The 14177-nt window shown below is 71.0% G+C and carries 13 protein-coding genes; 7 read left to right on the plus strand and 6 right to left on the minus strand.

What is annotated here, in order from left to right:
• Window positions 1-39: 39 nt before the first annotated feature.
• The 4 genes from araD to OG798_RS16235 form a co-directional block, all read right to left on the minus strand.
• Window positions 40-1791, minus strand: a complete 1752-nt coding sequence (gene araD / locus OG798_RS16220; protein ID WP_121416514.1) for an L-arabinonate dehydratase — start codon at window positions 1789-1791, stop codon at window positions 40-42.
• The gene (locus OG798_RS16225; protein WP_121416513.1) at window positions 1788-2696 is read right to left on the minus strand and encodes a dihydrodipicolinate synthase family protein; all 909 of its coding nucleotides are present in this window, start codon (window positions 2694-2696) and stop codon (window positions 1788-1790) included. Before OG798_RS16225 ends, araD begins: the two co-directional genes overlap by 4 nt.
• Window positions 2693-3349 (minus strand): GntR family transcriptional regulator, encoded by a 657-nt coding sequence (locus OG798_RS16230; RefSeq protein ID WP_095855335.1) that lies wholly within the window; start codon window positions 3347-3349, stop codon window positions 2693-2695. The genes OG798_RS16225 and OG798_RS16230 overlap by 4 nt, the downstream gene beginning before the upstream one ends.
• 289 nt (window positions 3350-3638) lie before the next feature.
• A complete protein-coding gene (locus OG798_RS16235; protein WP_121416512.1) occupies window positions 3639-4238 on the minus strand; it encodes a TIGR03086 family metal-binding protein in 600 nt (199 codons plus the stop codon).
• 146 nt (window positions 4239-4384) lie between these two features.
• Here OG798_RS16235 and OG798_RS16240 point away from each other — a divergent pair, with 146 nt between their 5' ends.
• A complete protein-coding gene (locus tag OG798_RS16240) occupies window positions 4385-5575 on the plus strand; it encodes an MFS transporter (RefSeq protein WP_267061452.1) in 1191 nt (396 codons plus the stop codon).
• Between the two features lie 17 nt (window positions 5576-5592).
• Here OG798_RS16240 and OG798_RS16245 read toward each other — a convergent pair whose 3' ends face one another.
• Window positions 5593-6765, minus strand: a complete 1173-nt coding sequence (locus tag OG798_RS16245) for a hypothetical protein (protein ID WP_328757249.1) — start codon at window positions 6763-6765, stop codon at window positions 5593-5595.
• Window positions 6762-7760 (minus strand): 5-dehydro-4-deoxyglucarate dehydratase, encoded by a 999-nt coding sequence (locus OG798_RS16250; RefSeq protein WP_095858164.1) that lies wholly within the window; start codon window positions 7758-7760, stop codon window positions 6762-6764. The genes OG798_RS16245 and OG798_RS16250 overlap by 4 nt, the downstream gene beginning before the upstream one ends.
• Window positions 7761-8013: 253 nt before the next feature.
• On the opposite strand from OG798_RS16250, the gene OG798_RS16255 reads away from it, so the two are divergent.
• The 6 genes from OG798_RS16255 (at window position 8014) to OG798_RS16280 (ending at window position 14129) form a co-directional block, all read left to right on the plus strand.
• Window positions 8014-8838 (plus strand): NAD-dependent epimerase/dehydratase family protein, encoded by an 825-nt coding sequence (locus OG798_RS16255; protein ID WP_121416509.1) that lies wholly within the window; start codon window positions 8014-8016, stop codon window positions 8836-8838.
• 315 nt (window positions 8839-9153) lie between these two features.
• Entirely contained in the window at window positions 9154-9915 is a 762-nt protein-coding gene (locus tag OG798_RS16260) for a DeoR/GlpR family DNA-binding transcription regulator (protein WP_060902183.1), read from the plus strand.
• 77 nt (window positions 9916-9992) lie between these two features.
• Complete coding sequence (locus tag OG798_RS16265) at window positions 9993-11360, plus strand: ABC transporter substrate-binding protein (RefSeq protein WP_095855330.1); 1368 nt, start codon at window positions 9993-9995, stop codon at window positions 11358-11360.
• Window positions 11357-12295, plus strand: coding sequence for a carbohydrate ABC transporter permease (locus OG798_RS16270; RefSeq protein WP_095855329.1), 939 nt, complete (start codon window positions 11357-11359; stop codon window positions 12293-12295). The genes OG798_RS16265 and OG798_RS16270 overlap by 4 nt, the downstream gene beginning before the upstream one ends.
• Window positions 12292-13143 carry a carbohydrate ABC transporter permease gene (locus tag OG798_RS16275; protein ID WP_067364318.1) on the plus strand — a complete coding sequence of 284 codons (852 nt, stop codon included), beginning with the start codon at window positions 12292-12294 and terminating at the stop codon, window positions 13141-13143. Before OG798_RS16270 ends, OG798_RS16275 begins: the two co-directional genes overlap by 4 nt.
• Window positions 13140-14129 carry a zinc-dependent alcohol dehydrogenase family protein gene (locus OG798_RS16280; RefSeq protein ID WP_095855328.1) on the plus strand — a complete coding sequence of 330 codons (990 nt, stop codon included), beginning with the start codon at window positions 13140-13142 and terminating at the stop codon, window positions 14127-14129. Before OG798_RS16275 ends, OG798_RS16280 begins: the two co-directional genes overlap by 4 nt.
• Window positions 14130-14177: the final 48 nt, after the last annotated feature.

Here is a 14177-nt window from a genome sequence, read left to right on the forward strand (position 1 = left end):
TCGTTGGCGCTCGGGGGAGAGCGGCCCTCGCGGGCACGCTCAGCCCGCGTACGGGTCCGGCACCTTCCCCGGCCGGGCCAGGAACGCGAAGTCGCAGCCGGTGTCCGCCTGGGTGATCTGCTCGTTGTAGAGCGCCCCGTACCCGCGCTCGTACCGTTCGGGCGGCGACGTCCACTCCGCCCTGCGCCGCTCCAACTCCTCGTCGTCCACGTTGAGCTGGAGCGACCGCGCTTCGACGTCGAGGGTGATCGTGTCCCCGGTGCGCACCAGGGCGAGGGGGCCGCCGATGTGCGACTCGGGCGCCACGTGCAGCACACAGGCGCCGTAACTCGTGCCGCTCATCCGGGCGTCGGAGATCCGCAGCATGTCCCGTACACCCTGCTTCAGCAGATGGTCGGGGATGGGCAGCATCCCGTACTCCGGCATGCCGGGACCGCCCTTGGGCCCGGAGCCCCGCAGCACCAGCACGCTGTCGGCCGTGATGCCGAGCGACGGGTCGTTGATGGTGCGCTGCATGGTCCTGTAGTCGTCGAAGACGACCGCGGGACCGGTGTGCTTGAGCAGCTGCGGCTCGGCGGCGATGTGCTTGATGACGGCGCCGTCGGGGCAGAGGTTGCCGCGCAGTACGGCGACTCCGCCCTCGGCCGCGACCGGGTTGTGCCGGGTGCGGATGACGTCGTCGTCGTGCACCTGGGCGCCGGCCAGCTGCTCGCGCAGGCTGTCGTACGACACCGTCGGCCGGTCCAGGTGCAGCAGATCGGTGATGCGCGACAGGAACCCGGGCAGACCGCCGGCGAAGTGGAAGTCCTCCATGAGGTACTTCTGGCCGCCGGGCCGGACGTTCGCGAGCACCGGCACGGTCCGCGCGATCCGGTCGAAGTCGTCGAGCGTGAGGGTGACGCCCGCCCGGCCCGCCATGGCGATCAGATGGATCACGGCGTTGGTGGAGCCGCCGAGCCCGAGGACGGTCGTCACCGCGTCCTCGAACGCGTCCGCGGTGAGGATGTCGGACAACTTCCGGTCCTGGCGGACGAGTTCGACGACCCTCAGGCCCGCCGCGGCCGCCATCCGGTCGTGCCCGGAGTCGACGGCGGGGATGCTGGACGCGCCGGGCACGGTCACCCCGAGCGCCTCGGCGGCGGCCGTCAGCGTGGACGCCGTACCCATGGTCATGCAGTGCCCCGGGGACCGCGCGAGCCCGCTCTCCAGCTCGGTCATCTCGCAGTCGCCGATGAGTCCGGCACGCTTGTCGTCCCAGTACTTCCACATGTCGGTGCCGGAACCGAGGACCTCGCCCCGCCAGTGACCGGGCAGCATGGGCCCGGCGGGCACGAAGACGGCCGGCAGGTCGACGGACGCGGCGCCCATGAGCAGGGCGGGCGTGGACTTGTCGCAACCGCCCATCAGCACCGCGCCGTCGACGGGATACGAGCGCAGCAGTTCCTCGGTCTCCATCGCCAGCAGGTTGCGGTAGAGCATCGGGGTCGGCTTCTGGAAGGTCTCACTGAGGGTGGAGACCGGGAACTCGAGCGGGAAGCCCCCGGCCTGCCACACCCCCCTCTTCACGGCCTGCGCGCGGTCGCGCAGATGGACGTGACAGGGGTTGATGTCGGACCAGGTGTTCAGGATCGCGATGACCGGCTTGCCGAGGTGCTCCTCGGGAAGGTAGCCGAGCTGGCGGGTGCGGGCCCGGTGGCTGAAGGAGCGCAGACCCGACGAGACGCCGCTTCCGTACCACTGATGGCTCCGGAGCTCCTCGGGGCGCCTCGGCTCTTTTCTTCCCTGGCTCATATGGACCACCCCGCGGCGATGGCGGCGACTTCCGCGCGCTCGGACTCGGGCAGTTCCCTGCTCGGCGGGCGGACCTCGCGGCGGCACAGGCCGAGCGAGGCGAGGGCCTCCTTGACCACGGTGACGTTGTTGGCGGAGGTGTTCGCCGCGCGCAGCTCCTCGAAGCGGCGGATCTGCTCCCAGACCTTCATGGCGGCCGGATAGTCACCGGCTCGAAGGGCTTCGATCATGTTCAGGGAGACGGCCGGGGCGACGTTCACGAGGCCCGAGGTGAAGCCCGTGGCACCGGCCGAGAAGTAGGACGGGGCGTACGGTTCGGCGAGACCCGCGACCCACACGAACCGGTCGAGCCCCGCGTCCCGGGCGAAGGCGGCGAAGCGGGCCGCGTCCGGGACGGCGTACTTCACGCCGATCACGTTCGGGCAGACGTCGGCGAGGTCGGCGAGCCGGGCGCCGGGCAGCACCGGGTTGCGGATGTAGGGCACGACGCCCAGCTCCGGCACGGCCTCGGCGATGGCCCGGTGGTAGTCGACCCAGCCGCCCTCCGCGACGTAGGGGTGCACGGGCTGATGGACCATCACCATCTGTGCCCCGAGCTCCCGGGCGTGCCGGGCGGAGGCGACGGCGGTCGGCACGTCGTGTCCGACGCCGACCAGGACGGCGGCGCGGTCGCCGGCCTCGTCGATCGTCAGCTCGGTGACGAGGTTCCGCTCTTCGGGGGTCAGGGCGTAGAACTCGCCGGTGTTGCCGTTCGGTGTGAGGGTGCGGATGCCGCCGTCGAGCAGCCGACGCAGCAGGGCCCGGTGGGTGTCGCCGTCGATCGTCCCGTCCTCCGTGAAGGGGGTCACGGGGATCGCCACGACCTCGGCGAGCGCTGCCCGCTGGGTCTCGTACGTCGCGGTCATTCCTGTCCAACCTCTTCCTGGGTCTCGGGGAAGGCCCGTCGCACGAACGACTCGATGTGGGCGTGCAGCGCGCGGGCCGCGCCGTCGGCGTCACCGTCCAGGGCGAGGCGCAGGATCTCCCGGTGCTCGCCGGCCTCGCGCTCCCAGGACGGGTCGGCGGCCCAGGCGACCGCCGACACGAGAGCGGCCTGGTCACGCACTTCGTCGAGCATCCGGCCGAGCAGCGGGTTGCCGCAGGAGACGTACAGGGCGCGGTGGAACTCCCGGTTGGAGAGCGAGCGTTCGGCGGTGTCGGAGGCCTCGTCGGCGCGGGTCAGCGCGTCGCGCGCGGCGTCGAGCGACGCCTGGCGCCGTACGGTCCGCCGCAGCGCCTCCGGCTCCAGCAGCAGCCGCACGTCGTACACCTCGCGCGCCATGTCCGCGTCCACCATGCGTACCGTGACGCCCTTGTACTGGTTCATCACGACGAGTCCGGTACCGGCCAGGGTCTTGAGCGCCTCGCGCACGGGGGTCTTCGACACCCCGAACTGCGCGGCGAGCTCGGTCTCGACCAGGGCCTGTCCCGGGGTCAACTGCCCGGTGAGGATGCGGTGTTTGATCCCCTCCAGCACGAATTGCGTGCGGGACGGGATCGGAATGGGCACAGAGGTCATGCGCGCCTCTCGGATCTGTATCTGATCTCGTGTATCGCGTCTCATATATGACGTACGAAGTACGACGCGTTGAAGGTAGGAGCGCAGCCGTGTTTCGTCAACGCTTCAGACAAAAGAACTTGGAGTGACCAAGGAGTTCCGGGCCGCCGGACGGTCCCTGCGCGATGTTCGCCTTCGCGATGCTGTGCCCCGTGCACACTCGGCGCGCGGGCCGAACGCCTCGATGTCGCACTCGATCAGATCACACACGGCCCTTCCGGAGTCCGTATGCTTCCGCAACTCGGCCGGGCTACGGCTTCCAGCCGGGGTCGCGGCCGCTGAGGCCGATCACGCGGTCGAGGAGGGGCGCATCGTCGGGCACCGGCACCACGGGGCCGAACACGCCCTCGCCAGGACCGGAGTTCGCGGCCGCGGCGACGAGGAAGCCGTACGCCGCCCGCAGCGCGACCTCGTCGGGCTCGTACTCCTGGCCGGTGGCCCGGGCCAGGTCCCAGCCGTGCACCACCAGTTCGTCGGCGGCCACGGCCCCGGCGACCGCACCCGGCAGCGTCACCCCGCCCGCACGGGTCTCGCCGGTCCACGCGGCCGGGTCGCGCCAGGCCTCGGCGAGCTCGTCGAGCACCTTCGGCAGGGTCTCGCGCCAGTCGGGCCCGATGTCCGGCACCACGGAACCGGGGTTGGTGTCGGTCGTGACGCCCAGGTTCTTGCGCCCGGCGTCACGGAAGGCGACGGCCAGCCCGCCCAGATGCCCGAGCATGTGGTGCACCGCGAGCCCGGGACAGGGCGTGTCGCGGTCGAGCTGCTCCTGCGTCATCTCCGCCGCAAGGCGCGCCACGACCAGGGCCTGCGGCCCGAGGTCGAAGGTGTCGAAAGTCCGGTCGTGCGTCATCCACTGCTCCCCAGCTCTTGAGCTCTTGTGTAGCGCCACTGCGGAGGTAGACCGAAACCGCGCCCGGAAGTCATCGCTCCCCGGCCGAAGAGATAGGTCAGGTGCCCGATCCTCGACCGCCCTCCTCAGCACCACGATCACCTGCCATGACATGGACGGTGACGCGTGTTCTGGGCGACCGCGACGCGGGGTTGTACCTGGCCGGAGTGGTGGTCTCGGGCTTCGGCTCGTCGGCGATGTGGCTGGTGTCGGGCATCTGGGTCAAGGACCTGACGGGCTCGAACGGTCTGGCGGCCCTGTGCGTGTTCGCTCTCTGGGCCCCCACACTCGTCGGCCCCGTCCTCGGCGTGCTCGCGGACCGCGTCCGCCGCCGGCCGCTCCTGATCGCCATGAACCTGGCCCTGGCCGCGCTCCTGCCGACGCTGTTCGCCGTGACCACCCGGGACCGCCTGTGGATCCTCTTCACGGTGCTTTTGATCTACGGGGCGGCGGGCGTCGTCCATGACGCGGCGGAGTCGGCGCTCGTGGCCACGGCCGTCGACAGGCACCTCCTCGGCGACTTCAACGGCCTGCGCATGACGGCGGGCGAGGGCATGAAGCTGCTGGCTCCGACGGCCGGGGCGGGCCTGTACGCGGGGTACGGCGGTGCGAGGGTGGCCGTCCTGGACGCCGTGACGTTCGCCCTCGCGGCCGGGCTGTACGCGCTGCTGCGGGTCCGCGAGGCCCCGCCGGTCCCGGACCCCGCGGCCTGGCGGACCCGGACCGCCGCGGGCATCCGCCACCTCCGGCATCACCCGGAACTCCGGCCGCTGATCCTGGCCGCGGCCACGACCATGCTCTTCGCGGGCCTCAACGGCGCCACGGTCTACGCCGTCGCCGAGGGTCTTGGCCACTCCCCCGCGTACGTCGGCCTCCTCTACGTCGCCCAGGGCGTCGGCTCGGTACTGATCGGCCTGGTCTCGGGTCCCCTGCTGCGCCGACTGGGCGAGCGCCGCTTCGCCGCGTACGGCATCGCCCTCACGGCGGTCGCGGTCGCGCTGCGCGCGGTCCCGTCCGACGCGGTGGCCCTGGTCTGCGGCGCGGCGATCGGCTTCGGCCTCCCCTGCGTCCTGATCGCCGCGTACACCGCCGTCCAGCGCGAGACTCCGGCCCCGCTCCTCGGGCGCACCTCCGCCACCGCGAACACCCTGATGTACGCCCCGAACGCGCTCGGGCTGGCCGTCGGCGCGGGCCTGATCGAACTGGTCGACTACCGGCCCCTGCTCCTCGCCCTCGGGCTGACCCGCCTTCTGACCCTGCCCCCACTCCTCCAACGCCGGACGACCCGAGGCTCGTAGGGCCCCGGGATCTAAAATCAGGCCGGCCCCGTCAACACCGCCCGCACGGCATCCAGATCCCCGTCCGAAGCCAACCCCGCGTGATACAGCCGCAGTTCGCTCGCGCCCGCCGCAGACGCCCGGGCCGCGTCGTCCGCCAAGGTGTCCGGGCTGCCTCCCATCCCCGACACGACCGTGAAGTTGGCGGCCAGTACGGCCGCGTCCCGCCCCTGTTCCGCGAACGGCGTCAGCGGGCCCACCCCACCCGTGCACGGCACCACCACCCCGTCCGCCACGGACAGGATGTGCCCGGGATCGACCCCGGCGTTCGCCCCGCAGTGGTACGACACGGGATCGGCGTGCAGCAACACCTGGAAGCCGGCCGGCGCGGCCGCCCGCACCGCCGCGACCACCGTCTCCTGGAGCGAACGGGCCACGCCCTCACGCCACACGCGCGTGGCGGCCGCCGCCTCACCCCCGAGCAGCTTCTCGACCAACGGCCAGCCGCCTTCCGACGGCACGTCCCCCCGCCACACCGGCTCCAGCGCCTCCCGAACGGCCGACGCCAGGTCGTCCGCGTCGAGCCCGTGTCCCCCGTACCCCGCCCGGCAGGCCGCGCAGAAGCAGAGCGACATCAGGTACTGGCCGGCGTCCCCGAGTCCCACCCCGCCGATCTTGTCGTGCGCGTGCAGATGCGTGAGGCCGTACCAGCCGAGCGACTCCAGCTCCGTACCCAGCGCCCCGGGCCGCACCGCCGCCTCCACCGCGAGGTCGACGAGGTACGCCCGTGTGTCGGCCTGCGCGATGCACGGGGCCCACGCATAGCGGTCCCCGTAGGCGTTGACGACGGAGGTGGACGGATGCTCGGCACCCATCCGGGAGTTGTGCGCGAGGACCACCCAGGTGTGGACGTCAAGCCCGGCCTCCGCGAGCGCGCCGGCCGCCTCCCCGTAGGCGTCCCCGGGCGCCCACTCCCCGGCGGCGTACGGCCGCAGCGCGCGGCCCTCCCACCGTGCGTCGTCGACGGGGTACAGGACGGCGGCGTGCGCGGCCGTCACGATCCGGTGCCGGGGGTGGCGCGGGGTCAGCGCGCGCGTGGAGTGGTACGCGGAGGCGAGCGTCGCCTGCCGCACCCCGAGCCCGGCGATGCGCCCGGCCGCCCCCGGATCCCCGACGACGTCCCACGGATAGACGAAAGCGGACGCCTTCACTCGCCCTCCCCCAGCCGTCCTTCTCCCCCAGGTCCCTCGAGCGCTCCCCCGGGCCCCTCGAGCGGCTCCAGCAGCGCGTACCCCCGCTCGATCAGCTGCGCGAGCTGTTTCACATGGTCCTCGGTCGGCTCGTGCAGCGGCGGCCGTACCTCACCCACGTCCAGCCCCCGCAGCCGCACCCCCGCCTTGACCAGGGAGACCGCGTATCCGCGGCCCTGGGCCCGCAGGTCGACGAAGGGGCGGTAGAAGCCGTCCAGCAGCCGGTTCGCCGTCCCGTCGTCACCCGTGTTGAGCGCCGCGTGGAACGCCAGGGCGATCTCGGGTGCGAAGCAGAAGACCGCCGACGAGTACAGCGTGATGCCGATGCCCCGGTACGCCAGCCCCGTCAGCTCGGCGGTCGGCAGCCCGTTGAAGTACAGGAAGTCACCGGGGACCTCGCTGCGCACCGCGCTCACGATCCGCTGCATCAGGTCGAGGTCGCCCACCCCGTCCTTGAAGCCGATGATCCCTTCGGTGCGGGCGAGTTCGACCACGGTCTCGGGCGTGAACACGGCGTTGTCGCGCTGGTAGACCACGAGGTCCAGCGAGGTGGCGGCGGCGAGTTCCCGGTAGTGCCGCAGGAGCCCCTCCTGCCCCGCCACCACCAGATACGGCGGCATCGCGAGCAGCCCGTCGGCCCCGGCCTCCTCGGCGAGGCGTGCGAACCGTACGGCGAGCGCGGTCCCGTACCCGGCGCCCGCCACGACCGGAACCCGCCCGGCCGTCTCCTCCACCGCCGCCCGCACGCACTCCTGGAACTCCTCGGGCGTGAGCGCGTGGAACTCCCCGGTGCCGCAGCAGGCGAAGACGGCGGCGGCACCGGCCTCGACGCCGCGCCGCACGTGCGCGCGGTAGGTGTCGAGATCGAGGGCACCGTCGGGGCCGTACGCCGTGACGGGGAAGAACAGCGGCCCGCTGGGGACGCTGAGCCGAGCGGCAAGGGGGGCTGACGTCACGGACTCTCCCTGGGGCAGGTGCTCACGCACACAACAGCGGGTGCATGTTTCTGATCCATGTCCATATTTCTGAACGCCACCACGCTAAAGCGCGACCTTGGGGCCGGTCAAGCGCGCAAACCCGCGACACAGCAGCGGATTCGCCACCTCCGCGCGACACTTGACGCAGCAGGTCGGGGCTCCTTAGCGTGTCCATGGATGTGAATGCCGTACACGAATACGGCCACTCGCGTGGCCGTGAGGAGAAGCCCGCATGCCCGCTCCCCGCACCGTTCTGCTCACCGGCGCCGCCGGCGGACTCGGCACCCTGATGCGGGGGCTGCTGCCGGACTACGGCTACGAGCTGCGCCTCCTCGACCTGCTGCCCGTCGAGGGCGAGCCGGACGCGCTCACCGCGGACCTCGCGGACAAGGCCGCCCTGCGCGAGGCCGTGCGGGGCGTCGACGCGATCATCCACCTCGCGGGGATCTCCCTGGAAGCCTCCTTCGACAAGATCCTCAAGGCGAACATCGAGGGGACGTACAACCTGTACGAGGCGGCGCGCGAAGAGGGCGTACGACGCATCGTCTTCGCCTCCTCCAACCACGCCGTCGGCTTCACCCCGCGCCCCCGGGGCGAGGCCCCCTTCGACGACAGCGCCCTGATCCCGATCGACACCCCGCACCGCCCGGACACCTTCTATGGGCTCTCCAAGTCCTTCGGCGAGGACCTGGCGCAGTTCTACTGGGACAAGCACGGTCTGGAGACGGTCTCGGTCCGCATCGGCTCCTGCTTCGCGGAGCCCACCAGCGTGCGCATGCTCTCCGTCTGGATGAGCCCCGAGGACGGCGCCCGCCTCTTCCACGCGGCGCTCACCGCCGAGGACGTACGGCACACGGTCGTCTACGGCTCCTCGGCCAACACCCGGCTGTGGTGGGACCTCTCGACGGCCCGGGCGCTGGGCTACGAGCCGCGCGACGACTCCGAGCCGTACGCCGAGAAGCTCATCGCCGAACAGGGCGAGCTCGACCCGGCCAACCCGGACCACGCCCACCTGGGCGGCCACTTCACGACGCATCCGCCGATCTGGCCGTACTGACGACCGGACGGCGGCCGTAGCGACGGCCGGGCGGCCGGAAGACGACCGTGCGGCGAAGGCGCGAGAGGGTGGGCGGGCACCGAACGGGCCCGCCCACCGCCATGTTCGGGCACCAACCCTGCCCGATCCCACCCCGCCCACCGCTGCGCCCCAGGTCCGGCACGGGCGCCCGCCCCGCCAAACGGTCACAGCCGGGCACCATCGGTCACGCAACAGGCCTGGTCAGTGCCGCGCACCCGCTGTAGAACTTCCCCCAAGGCCCGCACCGGGCCCGAACGGGCAGTACGCACAGGACGCAGGGAGCAGGTGTCGGCCATGACCGCGGAAGAACGTCAGCGGGAGATCGTCAGGGCCGCCCGCCGTACCGGCGCGGTCGACGTCACCGCGCTCGCCGCCGAACTGGGCGTCGCCAAGGAGACCGTGCGGCGCGACCTGCGCGCCCTGGAGGACCACGGCCTGGTCCGCCGCACCCACGGCGGCGCCTACCCCGTGGAGAGCGCCGGGTTCGAGACGACGCTCGCCTTCCGCGCCACCAGCCACGTACCCGAGAAGCGCCGGATCGCGAGCGCCGCGGCCGAGCTGCTCGGGGACGCCGAGACCGTGTTCATCGACGAGGGGTTCACCCCGCAGCTCATCGCCGAGGCACTTCCCAAGGACCGGCCACTGACCGTGGTCACCGCCTCCCTGGCCACGGCGGGCGCGCTCGCCGAGGCCGACCACACCAGCGTCCTGCTGCTCGGCGGCCGGGTCCGCCCCGGCACGCTCGCGACCGTGGACCACTGGACGACGAAGATGCTCGCCGGCTTCGTCATCGACCTGGCGTACATCGGCGCCAACGGCATCTCCCGCGAACACGGCCTCACCACCCCCGACCCGGCGGTCAGCGAGGTCAAGGCCCAGGCGATCAGGGCCTCCCGGCGCACGGTCTTCGCGGGCGTGCACACCAAGTTCGGGGCGGTCAGCTTCTGCCGCTTCGCGGAGATCACCGCCCTGGAAGCGATCGTCACGAGCACGCTGCTTCCGACGTCGGAAGCACACCGGTACTCCTTGCAAGGCCCCCAGGTCATCCGAGTCTGAAAACCCAACTCACCCACTACAAGGGCACAGTCAACCCAAGAACGCCCTTTATCTCCCTATACGTCCAGGAGCGATCCATGCGAACCCAGAGCCGACGGAGGCCGCGCGCACTAGTCGCGGTCGCCGCAGGGACGCTGCTCGCCCCGCTGCTCTCCGGCTGTTGGGTCGGAGCGGGCGGGTCGGGGTCGGGCGGCGACTCCATCAACGTCCTGATGGTCAACAACCCGCAGATGGTGGAGCTGCAGAAGCTCACCAAGGCGCACTTCACCAAGGAGAGCGGCATCAAGGTGAACTTCACCGTGCTGCCGGAGAACGACGTCCGCGACAAGATCAGCCAGGACTTCGCCAACCAGGCCGGTCAGTACGACGTCGCCACGCTCTCCAACTACGAGATCCCGATCTACGCCCGCAACGGCTGGCTGCACGACATGGACACCTACGTACGCCAGGACAGCGGCTACGACGAGCAGGACATCCTCGCCCCCATGCGGCAGTCCCTGACGGCGGCCGACGGCAAGCTCTACGGGCAGCCGTTCTACGGCGAGTCGTCCTTCCTGATGTACCGCAAGGACGTCTTCGCCCAGAAGGGCCTGACGATGCCCGACCACCCCACCTGGGAACAGGTGGGACAGCTGGCCGCCGAGGCCGACGGCGCCCGGTCCGGCATGAAGGGCATCTGTCTGCGCGGCCTGCCCGGCTGGGGCGAGATCATGGCGCCCCTCACCACCGTCGTGAACACCTTCGGCGGCACCTGGTTCGACAAGGACTGGAAGGCCCGTCTCGACTCCCCCGAGTTCGAGAAGGCGACGAAGTTCTACGTGGACCTCGTCCGCAAGCACGGCGAGTCCGGCGCCGCCCAGTCCGGCTTCGCCGAGTGCCTCAACAACATGACCCAGGGCAAGACCGCCATGTGGTACGACGCCACCTCCGCGGCGGGCTCCCTGGAGGCGTCCGACTCCCCGGTCAAGGGCAAGATCGGCTATGTACCCGCGCCCGTCGAGAAGACCAAGTCCTCCGGCTGGCTCTACACCTGGGCCTGGGGTCTGCAGAAGGCCTCCCACAACTCCGACAAGGCCTGGAAGTTCATCTCCTGGGCCTCGAGCAAGCAGTACGAGCAGCTGGTCGGGGACACGATCGGCTGGTCCAACGTGCCGGCCGGCAAGCGCGCCTCCACCTACACGAACGCCGCGTACACCAAGGAGGCCGCCGCCTTCCAGGAGATGACCCGCGAAGCCATCGAGGGCGCCCGGCCGCGTGACCCGGGCGTGCAGCCGCGCCCCGCGCCCGGCATCCAGTTCGTCGGCATCCCCGAGTTCACCGACCTCGGCACCAAGGTCTCGCAGGAGATCAGCGCGGCCGTCGCCGGACGCCAGTCCGTCGACTCGGCCCTGAAGAAGTCCCAGAAACTCGCCGAGAAGATCTCCAAGGAGTACGAGGGACGATGACCGCCACGACAACGGCCCCCGTGGCCGCCACTCCCGTACGCACCCTGGGAAAGCCGTCCAACCGGCTGCGCGCCTGGGCCACCCGCGCCCCGCTGCTCCCCGCCCTGATCTTCATGGTCGCCGTGACCCAGCTCCCCTTCGTGGCCACGCTGGTGATCTCCTTCTTCGACTGGAACGCGCTCTACCCCAAGGCCCGCCACTTCACCGGCCTCTCCAACTACTCGGACGTCCTCACCGACCCCGACCTGCGCCACTCCGTCTGGACGACGATCCTCCTGACGGCGGCCGTGGTCGTCGCCAGCCTGGTCATCGGCCTGGGTCTGGCCCTGCTCCTGGACCGCAAGTTCCGCGGCCGGGGCATCGTCAGAACCCTCCTCATCGCCCCCTTCCTTGTGGTCCCGGTCGCCGCGGCCCTGCTCTGGAAGCACGTGCTCTACAACCCGGAGTACGGGCTGCTCAACGGACTGCTGCACTACGTGGGCGGCCCCCAGCCCGACTGGATCTCCAACACCCCGCTGCTGGCGGTCGAGGCCTCCCTGGTCTGGCAGTGGACGCCGTTCATGATGCTGATCCTCCTGGCCGGCCTGCAGAGCCGCGACCACCAGCAGATCGAGGCCGCCCGGGTGGACGGCGCGAGCGACTGGCAGGTCTTCCGCTACCTCACCCTCCCCCACCTGCGCCGCTACCTCGAACTGGGCGCCCTGCTGGGCTCGATCTACATCGTCCAGAACTTCGACGCGGTCTTCACCCTCACCTCGGGCGGCCTGGGGACGGCGAACCTCCCCTACACCGTCTACCAGAGCTTCTACCAGGCCCACGAGAACGGCCTCGCCTCCGCCGCGGGCGTCCTGGTCGTCATCGGTTCGATCATCATCGCGACCTTCGCGCTGCGCGTGGTCTCGTCCCTGTTCCGCGAGGAGGTGTCCCGCGCATGAGCGCCACCACGATCCGCGTACGACCCCGGCGTGCCCGGGGAACGGGCCTGGGCCTGCTGGCCTGGCTGCTCGGTGTGCTGTTCTTCCTGCCCATCGCGTGGATGGCCCTGACGTCGTTCCACTCGGAGTCGGACGCGGCGACCAACCCGCCGTCCTTCGGCGCCGCCCTCACCCTCGACGGCTACCGCGACTTCTTCGGCACGGGCGGCGGCGCGAGCCCCTGGCCCGCGCTGCTCAACTCGACGGTGGCCTCGGTGGTCTCCACCCTCTGCGTCCTCCTGCTGGCCTTCCCGGCGGCGTACGCACTCTCCATCCGCCCGGTGAAGAAGTGGACGGACGTCCTGTTCTTCTTCCTGTCGACGAAGATGCTGCCGGTGGTGGCGGGCCTCCTCCCGATCTACCTCTTCGCGAAGAACACCGGAATGCTGGACAACATCTGGCTCCTGGTCATCCTCTACACCTCCATGAACCTGCCGATCGCGGTGTGGATGATGCAGTCGTTCCTCGCCGAGGTACCGGTGGCGGTGATCGAGGCGGCCCAGATCGACGGCGCGAAACTGCCGACGATCCTGGCCCGAGTCGTCGCCCCCATAGCCCTCCCCGGCATCGCGGCCACGGCCCTGATCTGCTTCATCTTCAGCTGGAACGAACTGCTGTTCGCCCGCGTGCTGACCGGCGTGGTCGCCGAGACGGCCCCCGTCTTCCTGACCGGCTTCATCACCAGCCAGGGCCTGTTCCTGGCCAAGGTGTGCGCCGCCTCGCTCGTCATCTCCCTGCCGGTGCTCGCCGCGGGGTTCGCCGCCCAGGACAAACTGGTCCAGGGCCTGTCCTTGGGAGCCGTCAAATGAAGGCCGCCGTCATCGAGTCCGTGGGCCGCGCCGTCGTCACCGAGGTCCCGGACCCGACGCCGGGCCCCCGCGAGGTCGTCGTCGAGGTCGCCGCCTGCGGCCTGTGCGGCACGGACCTGCACATCCTCCAGGGCGAGTTCGCGCCGAAGCTGCCGATCGTGCCGGGCCACGAGTTCGCCGGCGAGGTGGTCGGGGTCGGCGCCCAGGTCACGGAGATCTCGATCGGCGACCGAGTGGCGGTGGACCCCTCCCTCTACTGCTACGAGTGCCGCTACTGCCGTACGGGCCACAACAACCTCTGCGAACGTTGGGCCGCGATCGGCGTCACCACGGCGGGCGGGGCCGCGCAGTACGCGGTGGCCCCGGTGGCGAACTGCGTGAAGCTGCCCGAGCACGTACGCACCCAGGACGCGGCGTTGGTGGAGCCGCTGTCGTGCGCGGTACGCGGCTACGACGTCCTGCGGTCCCGCCTGGGAGCCCATGTCCTGATCTACGGCTCCGGGACGATGGGCCTGATGATGCTGGAGCTGGCCAAGCGGACCGGCGCGGCGAGCGTGGACGTCGTGGACCTGAACGCGGCCCGCCTGGAGACGGCACGCACGCTCGGCGTCTCGGGGTCGGCGGCGAACGCCGACGAGCTGGACCGGCCGCAGGGCTGGGACGTCGTCGTCGACGCGACCGGCAACGCGGCGGCCATCCAGGACGGCCTGGACCGGGTGGCCAAGGCGGGCACGTTCCTCCAGTTCGGGGTCGCCGACTACGCCACCCGCGTGACGATCGACCCGTACCGCATCTACAACCAGGAGATCACCATCACCGGTTCGATGGCGGTGCTGCACAGCTTCGAGCGGGCGGCGGAGCTGTTCGCGAACGGCGTGCTCGACCCGGAGATCTTCATCAGCGACCGGATCGAGCTGGAGCGGTATCCGCAGGCGCTGGAGCAGTTCGCGGCCGGGGTGGGCAGGAAGATCGTGGTGGTTCCGTAGTCCGCGGGAGGGGTTCCGAGCCGGGGATCTCAAGGCTGGGCCAATTGG

Origin of the sequence: Streptomyces sp. NBC_00271 (assembly GCF_036178845.1) — a bacterium.
Classification (GTDB): domain Bacteria; phylum Actinomycetota; class Actinomycetes; order Streptomycetales; family Streptomycetaceae; genus Streptomyces.